Source organism: Marinobacter sp. (assembly GCF_048266785.1).
In the GTDB taxonomy this organism is placed as follows: Bacteria; Pseudomonadota; Gammaproteobacteria; order Pseudomonadales; family Oleiphilaceae; genus Marinobacter.
The window spans coordinates 79,297-94,368 of the sequence record NZ_JBLWYX010000006.1; the positions used below are offsets into that span (position 1 = coordinate 79,297).

General features: G+C 56.5%; 17 protein-coding genes. 12 read left to right on the forward strand and 5 right to left on the reverse strand.

What is annotated here, in order from left to right; all coding sequences use genetic code 11:
* Positions 1-33 precede the first annotated feature (33 nt).
* Genes ACN0V1_RS10710 through ACN0V1_RS10725 form a run of 4 tightly spaced genes read left to right on the forward strand, consistent with a single transcriptional unit; the run spans position 34 to position 3,676 of the window.
* Positions 34-1,002, forward strand: coding sequence for a 4Fe-4S binding protein (locus tag ACN0V1_RS10710; RefSeq protein ID WP_417544985.1), 969 nt, complete (start codon positions 34-36; stop codon positions 1,000-1,002).
* A 12-nt stretch (positions 1,003-1,014) separates the two neighbouring features.
* Positions 1,015-2,838, forward strand: a complete 1,824-nt coding sequence (locus tag ACN0V1_RS10715) for a nitric oxide reductase activation protein NorD (protein ID WP_417544986.1) — start codon at positions 1,015-1,017, stop codon at positions 2,836-2,838.
* 1 nt (position 2,839) lies between these two features.
* Positions 2,840-3,424 (forward strand): cytochrome c oxidase subunit 3, encoded by a 585-nt coding sequence (locus ACN0V1_RS10720; protein ID WP_417544987.1) that lies wholly within the window; start codon positions 2,840-2,842, stop codon positions 3,422-3,424.
* A 12-nt stretch (positions 3,425-3,436) separates the two neighbouring features.
* Positions 3,437-3,676 (forward strand): cytochrome C oxidase subunit IV family protein, encoded by a 240-nt coding sequence (locus ACN0V1_RS10725; RefSeq protein ID WP_417544988.1) that lies wholly within the window; start codon positions 3,437-3,439, stop codon positions 3,674-3,676.
* A gap of 185 nt (positions 3,677-3,861) precedes the next feature.
* Here ACN0V1_RS10725 and ACN0V1_RS10730 read toward each other — a convergent pair whose 3' ends face one another.
* The 5 genes from ACN0V1_RS10730 to ACN0V1_RS10750 all read right to left on the reverse strand — a co-directional run bounded on the left by ACN0V1_RS10730 (position 3,862) and on the right by ACN0V1_RS10750 (position 7,386).
* Positions 3,862-4,236 carry a hypothetical protein gene (locus ACN0V1_RS10730; RefSeq protein WP_417544989.1) on the reverse strand — a complete coding sequence of 125 codons (375 nt, stop codon included), beginning with the start codon at positions 4,234-4,236 and terminating at the stop codon, positions 3,862-3,864.
* Positions 4,202-4,990 carry a CbbQ/NirQ/NorQ/GpvN family protein gene (locus ACN0V1_RS10735; RefSeq protein ID WP_417544990.1) on the reverse strand — a complete coding sequence of 263 codons (789 nt, stop codon included), beginning with the start codon at positions 4,988-4,990 and terminating at the stop codon, positions 4,202-4,204. Before ACN0V1_RS10735 ends, ACN0V1_RS10730 begins: the two co-directional genes overlap by 35 nt.
* A gap of 16 nt (positions 4,991-5,006) precedes the next feature.
* Positions 5,007-5,696 carry a hypothetical protein gene (locus ACN0V1_RS10740; RefSeq protein WP_417544991.1) on the reverse strand — a complete coding sequence of 230 codons (690 nt, stop codon included), beginning with the start codon at positions 5,694-5,696 and terminating at the stop codon, positions 5,007-5,009.
* Positions 5,697-5,736: 40 nt separating this feature from the next.
* Positions 5,737-6,873 carry a cytochrome D1 domain-containing protein gene (locus ACN0V1_RS10745; RefSeq protein WP_417545101.1) on the reverse strand — a complete coding sequence of 379 codons (1,137 nt, stop codon included), beginning with the start codon at positions 6,871-6,873 and terminating at the stop codon, positions 5,737-5,739.
* 147 nt (positions 6,874-7,020) lie between these two features.
* Positions 7,021-7,386: a c-type cytochrome gene (locus tag ACN0V1_RS10750; protein WP_417544992.1), complete on the reverse strand. Its 366-nt coding sequence runs from the start codon at positions 7,384-7,386 to the stop codon at positions 7,021-7,023.
* A 224-nt stretch (positions 7,387-7,610) separates the two neighbouring features.
* Between ACN0V1_RS10750 and ACN0V1_RS10755 the strand changes: the two genes are divergently transcribed.
* The 8 genes from ACN0V1_RS10755 to ACN0V1_RS10790 are packed head-to-tail and all read left to right on the forward strand — an operon-like array spanning position 7,611 to position 14,976.
* Positions 7,611-9,335 carry a cytochrome D1 domain-containing protein gene (locus tag ACN0V1_RS10755; RefSeq protein WP_417544993.1) on the forward strand — a complete coding sequence of 575 codons (1,725 nt, stop codon included), beginning with the start codon at positions 7,611-7,613 and terminating at the stop codon, positions 9,333-9,335.
* Between the two features lie 37 nt (positions 9,336-9,372).
* Positions 9,373-9,837 (forward strand): AsnC family transcriptional regulator, encoded by a 465-nt coding sequence (locus tag ACN0V1_RS10760; protein WP_417544994.1) that lies wholly within the window; start codon positions 9,373-9,375, stop codon positions 9,835-9,837.
* The gene (locus tag ACN0V1_RS10765) at positions 9,834-10,379 is read left to right on the forward strand and encodes an AsnC family protein (protein WP_417544995.1); all 546 of its coding nucleotides are present in this window, start codon (positions 9,834-9,836) and stop codon (positions 10,377-10,379) included. Before ACN0V1_RS10760 ends, ACN0V1_RS10765 begins: the two co-directional genes overlap by 4 nt.
* A 28-nt stretch (positions 10,380-10,407) precedes the next feature.
* Entirely contained in the window at positions 10,408-10,851 is a 444-nt protein-coding gene (locus ACN0V1_RS10770; protein WP_417545102.1) for an Lrp/AsnC family transcriptional regulator, read from the forward strand.
* A 25-nt stretch (positions 10,852-10,876) separates the two neighbouring features.
* Positions 10,877-11,350, forward strand: a complete 474-nt coding sequence (locus ACN0V1_RS10775; RefSeq protein WP_417545103.1) for an Lrp/AsnC family transcriptional regulator — start codon at positions 10,877-10,879, stop codon at positions 11,348-11,350.
* A gap of 16 nt (positions 11,351-11,366) precedes the next feature.
* Positions 11,367-12,563, forward strand: coding sequence for a heme d1 biosynthesis radical SAM protein NirJ (gene nirJ / locus ACN0V1_RS10780; RefSeq protein WP_417544996.1), 1,197 nt, complete (start codon positions 11,367-11,369; stop codon positions 12,561-12,563).
* A gap of 10 nt (positions 12,564-12,573) precedes the next feature.
* A complete protein-coding gene (gene cobA / locus ACN0V1_RS10785) occupies positions 12,574-13,437 on the forward strand; it encodes a uroporphyrinogen-III C-methyltransferase (RefSeq protein ID WP_417544997.1) in 864 nt (287 codons plus the stop codon).
* 45 nt (positions 13,438-13,482) lie between these two features.
* Positions 13,483-14,976 (forward strand): cytochrome D1 domain-containing protein, encoded by a 1,494-nt coding sequence (locus ACN0V1_RS10790; protein ID WP_417544998.1) that lies wholly within the window; start codon positions 13,483-13,485, stop codon positions 14,974-14,976.
* The last annotated feature ends 96 nt before the right edge of the window (positions 14,977-15,072 follow it).

A 15,072-nucleotide genomic window follows, 5' to 3' on the forward strand; every position in this document is an offset into this window, starting at 1 on the left:
CACTTTCCGGCCCTACTTATCCGGAACTGAATTGTGACCGTACAGCAAGCCAATCCCAAGGACACACTGCAGAGCAGGCGACTGATCACGCGGGCTGCCTTCTTCGGGTTGTTTCTGCTGGCACCGGTTCTGAATATTTTTCGCTATGATTTAACGGAAACCGAGTTTGTACTGCTCGGTTTTCCACTCTCGTTTAACCTGAATCTCGACTGGGTGGCGCAAAGTTCCCCTGTGGACGTCGCCAGCCAGATTCTGTTGTGGTTCATCCTTCCTATTCTGATACTGGTTCCCCTTGTGCTCTGGGTTGCCTGGAAGTGGGGCCGGATTTACTGCGGCTGGTTGTGCCCACATTTCTCTGTAGTGGAAACCATTAACCACCTGATGACCCGCATTACCGGCCGCCCGACTCTCTGGGAAGCCCTGAAAAAAGGCCGTCGCGGCAAGATTATTCACTGGGCTGGGCTGTCTCTGGTCTGCGGCCTGATCGGGTTTTCCTGGGCCTTGGCTATGCTGTCTTACCTGCTGCCGCCCATTCCGTTATACACCGACCTGGTCACGGGCAATATGAGCTTTTACCCGGCTGTGTTTCTGGCGGTAGCTACCTCGGTTTTTACCCTGGATTTCCTGTTCGCCCGCCATCTGTTCTGCAAATACGGGTGCGCTTTCGGCGTTGTACAGAGCATTGCCTGGATGACCAACGGCCGCGGGCGCCTGGTCACCTTCGACACCACCCGCGCGGCGGCCTGCCGCGACTGTACAAAAGCCTGCGACGAGGCCTGCCCTATGCGCTTGCCTACCCGCAGTCACAAACGCGCAAAGTTCTCATGCACCCAATGTCTGCAATGTGTGAGCGCCTGCCGTGAGGTTCAGAAAAACAACCCGGAAGGCAGTCTGCTGCATTGGGAACCTGGTAAACCCAGTCGGCAGACGGTTCTGATTCCTGTCCATCAGTTAAGCCGCAACCACCAACTTGACAGCAAACCCGCCAAGCAGCGGGTCTGAAAGGAGCTCGATATGGAAGAGTGGGTCGGCTACAAATGGCATGAATACATTACTCGCCAGGCTCTGGGTGAATTTCCCGAGCACGCCGTTTACCTGAAAGACGAAGCCCGCAGCCTGGGCATTGTATTCCGCGCTTTCGGAGGCGATCCGGCGCTCAGTCTGGTGACCGCAGAACCCCGACACTTCCGCCTGCGCAGGAAGTTTTTGCACAAACTCGCGGGAACACATCGCAAATTTGAACTGGCCTGGCGGGATGAGCAAAACCTGCGTCTGCCGGAGCGAGTCGCTCGGTTCCCTTCCAAACAGTTGAACCGGGATCTCTATATCTGGCTTGCTGCACTCGCGGCTTCGCCGGTTCCGCCCGATAGCGACTGGTTCACCGGCAATCAGATTCTGGTGCAGGATGTCCTCGCGCGCTGGCCAGGGCTGGAAAAGGTTTACCAGCGCCTGGTCAAGCAAGTTTTGTACTGGCGCCCCGATCCGGAAAGCCTGACTGCCCAGGAAGCGACCCGCGAACAGGCTATCCGCCAGGCGCTCATACATCCGGGCAGCGTTCCTGCCCTTCCCGTTGCCGACACCGATCCCTGGCCGGTCATCCTCTGGTTATACCCTACTCTGGAGCAAGGAAAAGCCAGCGGACAGGTAACCGGCGATGAGGACACCCAGTCCAGCCCCGGTGGCCTGACGAAGAAGAACAAGCGCAAGCAGGCAGAGCGGGTGGAAGCCTTCAGTCGCGACCAGGGCCTGATGATCTTTCGGCTGGAAAGCCTGTTCTCCTGGACCGAATTCATTCCGGTTGACCGGGCGGGCGACGATACCGACGAAGAAGATGCCGAGGCCGTTGCCAATGATATGGACATGATCTCCGTTTCCAACGACCGCAAGGAAACCTCATCGGCCATCAAGTTTGATTTGGACTTGCCCTCGGAGGAACACGACGACCTGCGCCTTGGCCCGGGCATTCATTTGCCGGAGTGGGACTGGCGCAGTCAAAGCTACCGGGAAGCCTTCTGTTGCCTGCAACCCATGCTGGCAAAGGACGCAGCGCCTGCGGAACTTCCGGAAGATCTGCGCCGACCGGCAAAGCGTTTGCAACGACAGTTCAGCGCTCTGAAGCCTCTCAAACAATGGCAAAAGCGGCAACTGGACGGCGATGAACTGGACCTTGATGCCTGCCTTGAGCGGGAAGTTCAGAGCCGGCGAGGCCAGGGGGCTATCGACCAGAAGCTGTTCCGGCGCTGCCAGCAAAGCCAGCGTGATCTCGCCTGTCTGGTATTGGCAGATGTGTCGCTCTCGACCGAAACCTATATCAACAATCATCAACGGGTTATCGACGTTGCCCGGGATGGCCTGCAACTGCTCAGTGAAGCCTTACAGGCCAGTCGCGATCCTTTCGCGCTGTTTGCGTTTTCATCGCGACGGCGCGACCACGTAAGGTTTCATCACCTGAAAGGCTTTGATGAACCCTATACCAGCGCCATTCGGGGGCGCATTCAGGCACTGGAACCGGGGTTCTATACCCGCATGGGCGCCGCCATTCGCCAGGCAACCAAACTGTTACAGGCGCGCCACGAGCACCAAAAAATTCTGCTGCTGCTGACCGACGGCAAGCCCAACGACCTGGATTTGTACGAAGGCCGATACGGCGTGGAAGACACCCGCATGGCCGTGCAGGAAGCCCAAAAAGCAGGTCTGACGCCGTTTTGCGTGACCATTGATGATGAAGCCAGCGAATACCTGCCTTATGTGTTCGGCAGCAACAACTTCGTGGTGATCCGCGACCCGGCACAGTTGCCGCTGCAGCTCCCGAAACTCTACCTGAATCTGACACAGTGATATGACCAACCTGAACCTTGCTCCGGAAATCGATACGCGCCAGCTTCCCGGCGATATCGCGGTATGGATCTTCATTTTTGCCGAGCTGGCCGTGTTCGGCATCATGTTCATCGGCTTCGCAGTCGCCCGCAGCCTGGACCCGGCCACGTTCCACGCCGGCCGCGAAGTTCTGCACCCTTTAATCGGGCTGCTGAACACTGCCGCCTTGATTACCGCCAGCTACCTGGTCGCAACCGCTGTGCATCAGCTCCGCCACAGACGCTCCAACGTGCAATGGCGGCTATGGCTTGCGGTTGCGGTTTCCTGCATTTATACCGTGGGTAAACTTTATGAATACGTGAACCTGTACGGTCAAGGTTATAACCTGGGCACAGACACCTTCTTTATGTTCTATTTTTTCCTCACGTTCTTCCACTTCATGCACGTGATTCTGGGACAGGTCATTCTGATCGTTCTTGCGGTAAAGGTCGGCAACGGTGACTACGACGGTTCGGATATGAACGGCATGGAATCTGGCGCCTCCTACTGGCACATGGTGGATCTGGTGTGGCTGGTGTTGTTTCCAATGATTTATGTTCTGGCCTAGGGAGGGCTGGCGATGCTGACGATTTATTTTGCACTGATGATTTGCACGGCCCTGCCGGTGATCGCACTAAAGGTCGGAATAGGCCCCGAGTTTCTGGCCTGGCTGGTTTTTGGGCTGGTGATTGTGAAAGCAATGTTGTTGGTCGACCACTTCATGGAAATGAAGCATGCACCGCGCGGGTGGAGACTGATTGCCCAGTCCTGGGCACCTGTGGTAATTGTTGCAGTTGCGGGATTTCATACGATTACGTGAGTGTACGAGGCCTCCAGACCCGAGAACGGCGGCGCGGAAGCAACTCCTAAGGTCAGACAAGCGCCAGCGCAGAGGGTCTCCCAAAACTGTGCGTAGCCATGGATGGCGGAGCCAAGCGTACACGAACGTATTCACAGCGTGTTTTGGGAGACCCTCTGCGCTGGTGCTACCTCCAAGCTAAGAGGCTAGAGCCACTTAGCTGGAAAGTAAGGCATCTTTCCCGACATCGCTTGCGCCAGAGAGATTATCCCCCAAAGCACAAATCCGGTGTGCAAGGCGATTGCCCAGACCAGGGCAAACGTTCCAAAGTGACCCACATCGCCGAAAAGCATCCAACTGATAGCAATGCCCGAACTGATCAGGACGAAACCAATCACTGACATGAACATGGCCGCTCGAGTATGGGCGCGGCGCAGTTCATTGGTTCCTGAACTATTAATGAACAGCCAGAGCAAAATCACAAAACCAATAACCGGTGTTGCCAACAAATTCAACAAATACCAGACAACTGGTACAACCGCTCCGCTAGCGGGTTTCTTCCGGGCGCCCGAATACTGCATACACCACCTCCATTAGTGAACTGACTGTTGCTTCGTCGTCTGACAGCGGCTCAATCATGCCCGCGCGACAAGCTGCCGCCGTTGGCAAACCGGCGCGTATCAACAACGCTGTGTGTATCAGCAGCCGCGTTGATGCCGCTTCTTCCAGGTCGTGGTCTTTCAGATTGCGTAACGCGGTCGCAAGGCTCACGAGCTGCTGTGCGAGGTCGCGGTCGCAACCGGATTCTTCCACCACAATGGTTTGCTCTGCCTCTTCGGAGGGGTAATCAAACCGTAGCGATACGAATCTTTGGCGCGTGCTGGGTTTCATGCCTTTCAGCAGACTCTGGTATCCCGGGTTGTAGGAGACGACCAGCATAAAGCCCGGTGCTGCGGTCAGCAGCTCACCCGTGCGCTCTATCGGCAGCTCACGGCGGTCGTCCGCCAGCGGGTGCAGCACCACGGTAGTATCCTTGCGGGCTTCCACTACTTCATCCAGGTAGCAAATGCCGCCTTCGCGCACCGCCCGGGTCAGCGGACCATCCTGCCAGTAGGTGCCTTGCGGGCCGATCAGGTGTCGTCCAACCAGGTCCGCTGCCGTCAGGTCATCGTGGCAAGCCACGGTATAAACCGGCCGCTTCAGTTGTTCGGCCATATAGCGCACAAACCGCGTTTTACCGCAGCCGGTGGGCCCTTTGATAAGCACGGGCAAGCCGTTGTCTGCGGCCGCATGGAACAGCTCTATTTCGTTACCAACAGACTGGTAAAACGTCATCTATCACAATCCTCTGTTACTGAGCGTCGGTTCTGGCAAAGCCATGAACCCATTCAGGAAAAATTACAAACGCCTGCTTGTCATCCGTTCGGCTCAGATGACCAAGCGCTTTCTCACAGGCCAGTGCGCGTTCACTCCAGCCAACACCCCGATACCAGCCTACGGTCTTTACTGGCGCTCCGAGCCAGGTGATCACCAGATCCTGGCGTTCAAGAAACTGGCCCGCAAACCCTGCCTCGGAAACCGCCGCATGGGTGTTGTTATGCAGCAGAAGACCAAGTGCCGAGCTGAAGTCTCCGGATTCATAGATTCGTTCCGGTTCCGGATGTATGCCGGCAGCCTCCAGCGCGGCAAGAGGCAGTGCGGATGCCAATGGATCCCCGCCTGAAACCGTGGCCAGATCTCGAGCCTCCAGCTCGGAAACTGAATGAACTCCCGCCGTTCTGCGGGTTATCCAGGCCGGGCGAGGCCACTCGCCATCGCGGTTCTTCGCACTCAACACCATCGTCTCCTGGCTACCTTGCGCTGACAATCGGAACATCAGTGCGACCATGGGAACTTCGCTATCAAAACGGATGTCGGCCTGACACCCTTGCTCGGCAAGATGCTGGCCAAGACGATAACGTGCAACGTCTGTTACGCGGGTTACCGAGTCTATAGTCAATAGAATTGGCGAAAGCTCTCCTGCCGTTGCCGCGCCGGCCATACAGAGCATCAGCACCGTAAATACCGATGCTCGAGCGTGCTTATAACCCAAGCACATGGGCCCGGCTGGTAAAGAAAATACCGCTGGGTTTTTTCGCGTCCAGTTCTGCAACGGGTTCCAAAGTGCGAGTGTTGTAAACCGTCACCCGGTTGCTGTCTCTGGACGACACCCAAACCTCTTCACCCCGAGGGGTAAATTCCATGTGCAACACAGCCTTGCCAGGCTCCAATGTGCGGATGATTTTGCGTGTCCGGGAATCAATCACCTGGACCACATCATTTTTCGGGTGCGCAAAGCTCACCCATATTCGCCGGTTGTCCGGGCTGGCCATCACGAAAACCGGCTGGCCCTGTACCGGAATTTTGTCTACGAGTGACCAGTCATTCATATCTGCCACCAGCACCTGATGGTGCCCTACAGCTGGCACAAACGCTCTGCCGTCAGCAACGGTCCAACCCTCGAGGTGCGGCATCTTGTATACCGGAAGCTGTTGTTCGCCTTTGCCATAATCCGGCAGGATCTCGGTGACGCCAGCATCGGTATCCCAGAGGTCCAGCATAGACAGGCCATCTTCGCCAAACAGGCCTGCAATGTAGTAGCGCCCATCCGGCGTGATCATGGAATCGTAGGGCGCTTTACCGGCTTCGAAACGAGTCACTTCAGGCTTGCTGCCAGCGACACCGTCTGGCATATCGAGAATCCAGATCTGCCCGGCATCAAACAGGCTGAACACAAAACGGTTGCCCGGTGCGTCTACCAGACCAACAGTTTTGGACTGCGCTGTGTCACCGTCTTCCCGGATATAGGTAGCAGGGATATTGGCGACCAGCTCAAGAGTCTGGCTGTTAAAAACTTTCACCCCACCTGGCTCGTAGTTGGACACCGCAACGTAGCGGCCATCCTGGGAGATAGCACCACCAATGCTGTTACCGGACTGGATCACTCTGCCAACAATAGACTGCGTGAGCAGATCCACTTTGGTAAGGCCGCCATCACGGCCAAATACGAAGCCATAACGCGCATCGCGGGAATATACAATGGAAGCGTGAGACAGATCTCCCAGCCCTTCAATACGGCGGATCACGCTGTGGGTAGTGGTGTTGATAACCAGCAAAGAACCGGTCGCCCGTTCCACAATCAGGCCCAGGTCGCCGGTGCCCATCAAACTATCAGCCATGGCGGCAGGTGCCGCGTTCTGCGAACCATCGTCAGAAACAGAAAGAGCCTGGCAACCACTCACCAACACAGAAAACAGTGACAGTAACAACACGCGCTTCGCGCAACGGGTTATCCGAAACATCTGATACATCCTCCGGGCTAATTGTCAGGGCGAGACCAGCTTGCCGGTCTTTAACTGATGACTGATCCATTCAATATCGGCGGGAGCCAACAAAGGCTTCCAGGGTGGCATGGCGGTGCCCGGGACACCGTCACGGATTATCGCGGCAATGGCTTCTTCAGGCAGGTGATTCAGGTTTTCAGGCCGTAAAGGCGGGCCAAGCCCACCTTTAAGGGTCAGCCCGTGACACGAACCGCAGTCCTGCACCACAAAGTTTTCAAGATCAGCCAGGTTACGCGATGGCTCCAACTCCTCGCCTGCCAACAGTGCCGATGGCACAGTAAACAGCATCAATAACACCATTGTGGCGCTAACCTGCGGCCTGGCCTTACCCCTTTCGGAACCGTTCACAGCTCGCTTTCTCCCGTGGATCTGTAGCTGATTTCACATGGTGATGCCGTCAATCAAACTCACCTTTGATATTGGTTAAAAACACCTTCGGCCACAACAACTCTTTGGTTATACCCATGGGTGGGTACCCACTGGACAAAAAACATATATATGATTTTAATCAATGTTCATCAGAGTAAAGAAGAGAAACCTAGCAACACTCTTAAATCAAAGGAGAGAGCCTGATGAGAGCAACAAAACCATTCCTCAAACCACTGGCGCTTGCCGTGGCTGTCGCGTCGTTCGGCGTGATGACCGCAAGTGCCGCCCCGAAGAACGCAGACCCGGCCGAAACCGCCTATGAAGGCACCTCTAGCCCTATTGATTCGGAATCTGCAAAAGTTGTCCGCTCACCGGGCGCGCCAGATCTTACCGATACCGAGTTTGAAAAATCCAAAAAAATATTCTTCGAGCGCTGCGCTGGTTGTCACGGTGTATTGCGCAAAGGCGCCACGGGTAAGGCGCTAACCCCGGACATCACACAGGAAAGAGGCATCGATTACCTAAAGGCGTTCATCACTTACGGCTCACCCGCCGGCATGCCGAACTGGGGCACCTCCGGTGACCTTACCGAAGCCGAAGTCGAGATGATGGCCAAATACTTGATGCACGAGCCACCTGCTCCCCCAGAGTGGGGCCTGGCCGATATGAAAGCGACCTGGGAAGTGCTTGTAGCACCCGAGGATCGGCCGAAAAAGCAAATGAACAGCCTGGATCTCCCAAACCTGTTCAGTGTTACTTTGCGTGATGCTGGCGAAATTGCACTGATTGATGGCGAGTCCAAAGAAATTGTGGAAGTCATCAAGACCGGTTACGCGGTTCACATATCCCGCATGTCGGCGTCGGGCCGTTACCTGTTCGTGATTGGTCGCGATGCGGCAATCAACATGGTTGATCTGTGGATGGAACATCCGGACACGGTAGCCAAGATCAAGATTGGCCTGGAAGCCCGTTCGGTAGAAACCTCCAAATACAAGGGCTATGAGGACAAGTACGCGATTGCGGGCGCCTACTGGCCACCGCAGTTTGTGATCATGGATGGCGAGACTCTGGAGCCGATGAAAATCGTGGCTACCCGGGGCATGACCGTGGGTACTCAGGAATACCATCCGGAGCCACGGGTTGCGGCTATCGTTGCGTCTCACGAGCACCCCGAGTTCATTGTTAATGTGAAAGAAACCGGCAAGATCATGCTGGTGAACTACGAGGATCTGGAAAGCCTAAATACTACCACTATCGACGCAGCACGGTTCCTGCACGACGGTGGCTGGGACAGCAGCATGCGGTACTTCATGACCGCCGCCAACCAGTCCAACAAGATCGCGGTTGTCGACTCCAAGGAGCGTGAACTCGAAGCCTTGGTGGATGTGGGCAAAATCCCTCACCCCGGCCGCGGCGCCAACTTTGTGGATCCGGAGCATGGCCCTGTCTGGGCAACCAGTCACCTGGGCGACCCGACCATCCAGATGATCGGTACAGACCCGAAAGGTCATCCCGATAAAGCCTGGAAAGTGGTTCGCACCCTCAATGGTCAGGGCGGTGGCTCACTGTTCATCAAGACCCATCCAAAGTCCAAAAACCTGTACGTCGATACTGCACTCAACCCTGCAGAGTCGGTCAGCCAGAGCGTTGCGGTGTATGACATCGACAATCTGGAAGCCGGCTACGAAGTACTGCCGATTGCCGAATGGGCAAACCTGGGCGAAGGACCCAAGCGCGTCGTTCAGCCGGAATACAACGTAGCAGGCGACGAAGTCTGGTTCTCTGTGTGGAATGGCAAAGAGCAGAGATCAGCCATCGTGGTGGTGGATGACAAGACCCGCAAGCTGAAAAAGGTCATCAATGACGAGCGCCTGGTCACTCCGACTGGCAAGTTCAACGTCTACAACACCCAGCACGACGTCTACTAGAGAGCGTTAAGCCACGTCGGCCCGGAGGAGACGAGCGATGAGACTGGACCCTACGGATCAGCAACTGATCAATCACTTTCAGCGGCATCTGCCGGTGTGTGAGCGGCCTTATCTGGAAATGTCCCGGCAACTGGGCATTTCCGAACAGGAGGTCATTGAGCGGTTGCAGTCGTTACAGTCTCGCGATGTCGTCGGCCGGGTCGGGTCGGTGTTTGAACACAGCCAGGCAGGTGCAAGCCTGCTGGCGGCTGTGGCGGCTCCGGAAGAGCAGATGGATCTGGTAGCCGCCCGTATAAATCGTGCTCCGGGGGTGAACCACAACTATGCCCGGGAGCACACCTACAACCTCTGGTTTGTTATGACCGCGCCAGATCACGAACTTCTGGAAGAGCATCTCGACGAACTGGAACGGGAACTGAAACTACCCATGCTGCGCCTCCCTATGGTGGAGGGTTATCACATCGACCTCGGCTTCGATATCGACTGGGAGGCGTTGTCATGAGCCTACCTTTTTCGGCCAATTATCTTGCCCCGGACTCTGCAGATTCAAGTTCAAGCGAAGTAAGCGCCTGGGGGCTGCTGCGACTCAGACAGCAGCTTGAACAGGGCCTGCCGCTAGCACCTCGGCCCTATCTGGCACTTGCCGAGCGTACCGGCCTGTCCGAACAGGAAGTGATGAACGCCATCACCCAATGGCAGAGCGATGGCCTGATCAAACGCTTCGGTCTGGTGGTGAAACACCGCACGCTGGGCTACACCGCCAACGCCATGGTGGTTTGGGACATTGCCGATGAGCAAGTACAAGCATTGGGCAAAGCCATGGCCGCCGTGCCATTTATCACCCTTTGCTATCAGCGTCCAAGACGGCTCCCGGACTGGCCTTACAACCTGTTCTGCATGATTCACGGCACCAATCGCGAGCGCGTACTGGCACAACTGAACAGCCTGATCACTGAGCACAGCCTTCAGCAGGTTCAACATTCCGTGCTGTTCAGCAACAAAGCCTACCGGCAGCGCGGAGGGCGTTATGTCAGCCACGACTGAATCCCGCCGCCAGGCCCCGATTGCGGACCTGAGCCCGGTGGAGAAGGTTCTGATCAACCGTTTGCAGCACGGATTGCCGCTTGTGCGCCGGCCTTATGCGGCAGTCGCAGAAGAGCTCAATCTCAACGAACAGCAGGTCCTGGATACGGTTAAAAAACTGCTCGCTGAAAGGGTATTGACCCGTTTCGGCCCCATGTTCCACGCCGGCGAATTGGGCGGCGGGCTTACCTTGGCCGCCATGCGCATTCCTGAGGTGGACTTTGAGCGGGTTACCGAACAGGTAAACAGCTTTGAAGAAGTGGCTCACAACTACCGCCGTGAGCACGACCTGAACATGTGGTTTGTACTGGCAACCGAAACCCGAAGCGCTATTGAAAATACCATCGGCGCCATTGAAGACACCACCGGTTACCCGGTTTACAACATGCCAAAGGAGCAGGAGTTCCATGTCCACCTCCACTTCCCTGTCTGATGCCACCACACAAAACGGCTTCGCAATGACCGAGCGCGACCGCGAACTGATTCTTGCCACCCAGGCCGGCCTGCCACTGGTATCCGACCCTTGGGCTGAATTAGGCAAGCAGCTGGACATGGGCGCGGACGAGGTACTTACCCGCTTCCAGGCTATGCAACAAGCCGGCGTAATACGCCGTGTCGCTGCAGTGCCTGATCATTACCGCCTGGGTTATCGCTACAACGGCATGACCGTGTGGGACGTAGCTGATGACCGCATCGCAGAACTCGGCACCGCAATCGGTGAGCTGCCTTTCGTGAGCCACTGTTATCGCCGGCCACGGCACCTGCCTTACTGGTCGTTCAACCTGTTTGCCATGGTGCACGGCACCACCCGGGAAGAGGTGGAAGACAAAGCCGCACAGATCCGTGCCGTGCTGGGCGATGCCTGCCAGCAGCACACCATTCTTTACAGCTCGGCCATTCTGAAGAAAACCGGCCTGCGGCTGCGCAAATAACGCAAGGGGAAGCACCATGTTCAGAATGACCCGCTACATAAAAAGCCTGACGAATCCGGCCCCGGTGAGAGCCATCCCCAAACCCTCCGGCCCAGTGGTAATCTGGAACCTGATCCGCCGCTGCAACCTAACCTGCAAGCACTGCTATTCGATTTCTGCAGATATAGATTTCAAGGGCGAGCTGAGCACCGATGAGGTCTATACCGTGATGGACGACCTCAAAGCTTACGGCGTTCCGGTGCTGATTCTTTCCGGCGGGGAGCCACTGATGCGGCCGGATATTTTCGAGATTTCACGTCGTGCCAAAGACATGGGCTTTTATGTGGGCCTGTCCAGCAACGGCACCCTGATTACCGAGGACAACATTCAGCAGATCGCCAACGCCGGCTACGATTACGTGGGCATCAGCATTGACGGGCTGGAAGAAACCCACGACGAATTCCGCCAGAAAAAAGGCGCCTTTGCCGCCTCCATGAAAGCGGTCAAGCTGTGCAAAGATGCCGGTATTAAAGTGGGCCTGCGCTTCACCCTCACACAAGACAACGCAACACAGTTGCCAGACATGCTCAAACTGCTGGACGAGCATGACATCGACAAGTTCTACCTCTCGCACCTGAACTATTCCGGCCGTGGCGGTCGCAACCGCAAGCGCGATGCCTGGTATGACATGACCCGGGACGCGATGAACCTGCTGTTCAACCACTGCCACGAAGAGCTGAAGCGTGGTATCGAGCGCGAATACGTGACCGGCAATAACGATGCTGATGGGCCTTTCCTGCTTCAATGGGCCGCAGAACACTATCCGGATCAGGTGCCGGCCCTGGAGCAACGGCTGCTTAACTGGGGTGGCAACTCCTCCGGCCAGAACGTCTCCAACATCGACAACCTGGGCGTCGTCCATCCCGATACGTTCTGGTGGGACTACAACCTTGGCAACGTGCGTGAAAAACCCTTTTCGCGAATCTGGTCAGAAGCAGGTGACCCGCTAATGCGGGGCTTCCGACAGAAGCCACGGCCGGTGAAAGGCCGCTGCGCTCAATGCCAGTACCTGGCCATCTGCAACGGCAACACCCGGGTAAGGGCCTACAACGTTTCCGGTGACTTCTGGGAAGAAGATCCCGGCTGTTACCTCACTAATGAAGAGATTGGTGTTATCGATATGCCCAGGCGCGTCGCCACCCCGGTGGTCGAAATTCCAGTCAACAATCTGTAAGGAACGCAGCATGACAATCAGCCAGAGAAAGAAGTGCCTGGTGGAATTCCAGTTGGCGGAACAGCCCTTGCGCGCCGGAGAAGTTGCCATTGTGGGCGCCGGTCCCGGAGACCCCGGGCTGCTGACCCTCAGAGCCCTGATGCTGATCCAGCAGGCGGACGCCATCGTTTACGACCGGCTGGTGTCGCCACAGATCATGGAACTGGTGAACCCGCGCGCCGAACGAATCCACGTAGGCAAAGCCAGCGGCTGCCATTATGTGGCTCAGGAAGACACCAATGAGCTTCTGGTACAGTTGGCGGTAAAACAACGCCGCGTCGTGCGGTTAAAAGGCGGCGACCCATACATTTTCGGCCGTGGCGGTGAAGAAGCCGAGTTTCTGGTGGATAACGACATCGACTTTTTGGTCGTGCCCGGCATTACCTCCGCAGCCGGCTGCGCCTCCTACTGCGGCATTCCCCTGACGCACCGGGATTATGCACAAAGCGTGACCTTCGTAACCGGGCATCGCAAAGCGGACCACGCACTGGATCTGAACTGGAAAGTTCTGGCTGCTCCGGGCCAAACCCGCGTGTTTTACATGGGCCTGCATAACGCACCCACCATCGTACGGGAGCTGGTTGCCAATGGCCTGTCTGACGACTGCCCGGTGGCGCTGGTCGAGCGTGGCACGACCCCACAACAGCACATGGCCGTGACCACTCTTAAAAACCTGGAAGAAACCATCAAAATGGAAGGCTTTCAGCCACCCACACTGATCATTGTTGGCGAAGTGGTGCAACTGGCCGAAAAACTCGCGCAACCGGCCCAGGCAGGCTGGAACAGCGCGTTAATAGGGCCGGCTGCTGCCACTGCGACACAGCGCCCCGCCTAGAAAACGAGACTTGAAACATTACCAACGATCCAAACTGGAAACTCGATGCAACAGACTCTTAAAACCCTGATGCTGACCGCAGGCCTACTGGCCTCACCCCTGATTGCTGCCAACACCGATGCGCAAACCGAAGCCCTGTACCAGCAACACTGCGCAAGCTGCCACGGCAGCGACAGGCTCGGCGGCATGGGCCCGGCCTTGCTTCCGGAAAATCTTTCGCGCCTGAAAAAAGATCAGGCTGAAGACGCCATTCGTAACGGCCGGCCAGCCACCCAGATGCTGGGCTTTGCCGATACACTGAACGCCGAATCCGTGACCGCCCTGGCTGAATACATCTACCAGCCACCGGCACAAGAGCCCGTATGGGGCAAAAACGAAATTGCCGCCAGCCATCTGTTGCCCCACCCGACAGGCTCGCTCCCGGACAAACCGGCTTATGACGCCGACATGATGAATCTGTTTCTGGTCGTGGAAATCGGCGATCACCACGTAACCCTGCTTGACGGCGACAGCATGGAACCCATCCACCGCTTCGCCAGCCGCTACGCCCTGCACGGCGGCCCCAAATACAGCCCCGATGGCCGCTACGTTTACTTCGGTTCCCGCGATGGCTGGATCACCAAGTACGATCTCTACAACCTCAAAGTCGTTGCAGAAATCCGCGCCGGTATCAACATGCGCAACATTGCCGTCTCCGCCGATGGCGACCATGTAATGGCGGCCAACTACCTGCCCCACACACTGGTGCTGTTCGACGCGAAAAACCTCGACCTGCTGGAAATCATTCCGGTTCAAAACGACGCCAAGGAAAGCTCAAGGGTAAGTGCCGTTTACGCTGCACCACCCCGGAACAGCTTCATCGCCGCCCTGAAAGACATTCCGGAAGCCTGGGAGATCACGGTAGAAAACGACCGGGCAAAGGTACGCAGAATGCAAACCGACACCTGGCTTGACGACTTCTTCTTCGACCCTGGCTACGAACACCTTATCGGCGCTGCCCGCGATGGCAAACACGGACTGGTGATCAACATGGATACCGGAAAAACCATCGCCAATCTGCCCCTGCCCGGCATGCCCCACCTGGGTTCCGGCATTACCTGGGACTACCAGGGCACCCGCGTAATGGCCACCCCCCACTTCCGCACAGGTGCCGTTTCCATCATCGACATGGATACCTGGAAAGTCATCAAAACCCTGGAAACCGCCGGTCCTGGCTTCTTCATGCGCAGCCACGAGAACTCACGCTACGCTTGGGTAGACGTCTTCTTCGGCCCCAACAAAGACAAAGTCCATGTTATCGACAAACAGACTCTGGAAATCGTAAAAACCCTCCAGCCTGCCCCAGGCAAAGTAGCCGCCCATGTTGAATTCGATCGCTACGGCAAAAAACTGCTACTGAGCATCTGGGACGAAGAAGGCGCGGTGATCGTATACGACGCCGACACCCTGGAGGAAGAAAAACGCATCCCGATGAACAAGCCATCCGGAAAGTACAACGTATGGAACAAGATCAACTACGAAGAAGGGACCAGCCACTGAGCCTATATCGAGTAGGTGAAAATGCCTTAATGATTTAAGTCATTTCCGTTAACATCTTTCTGTTAGGATAATTGACACATATTTCAACGGCACTAA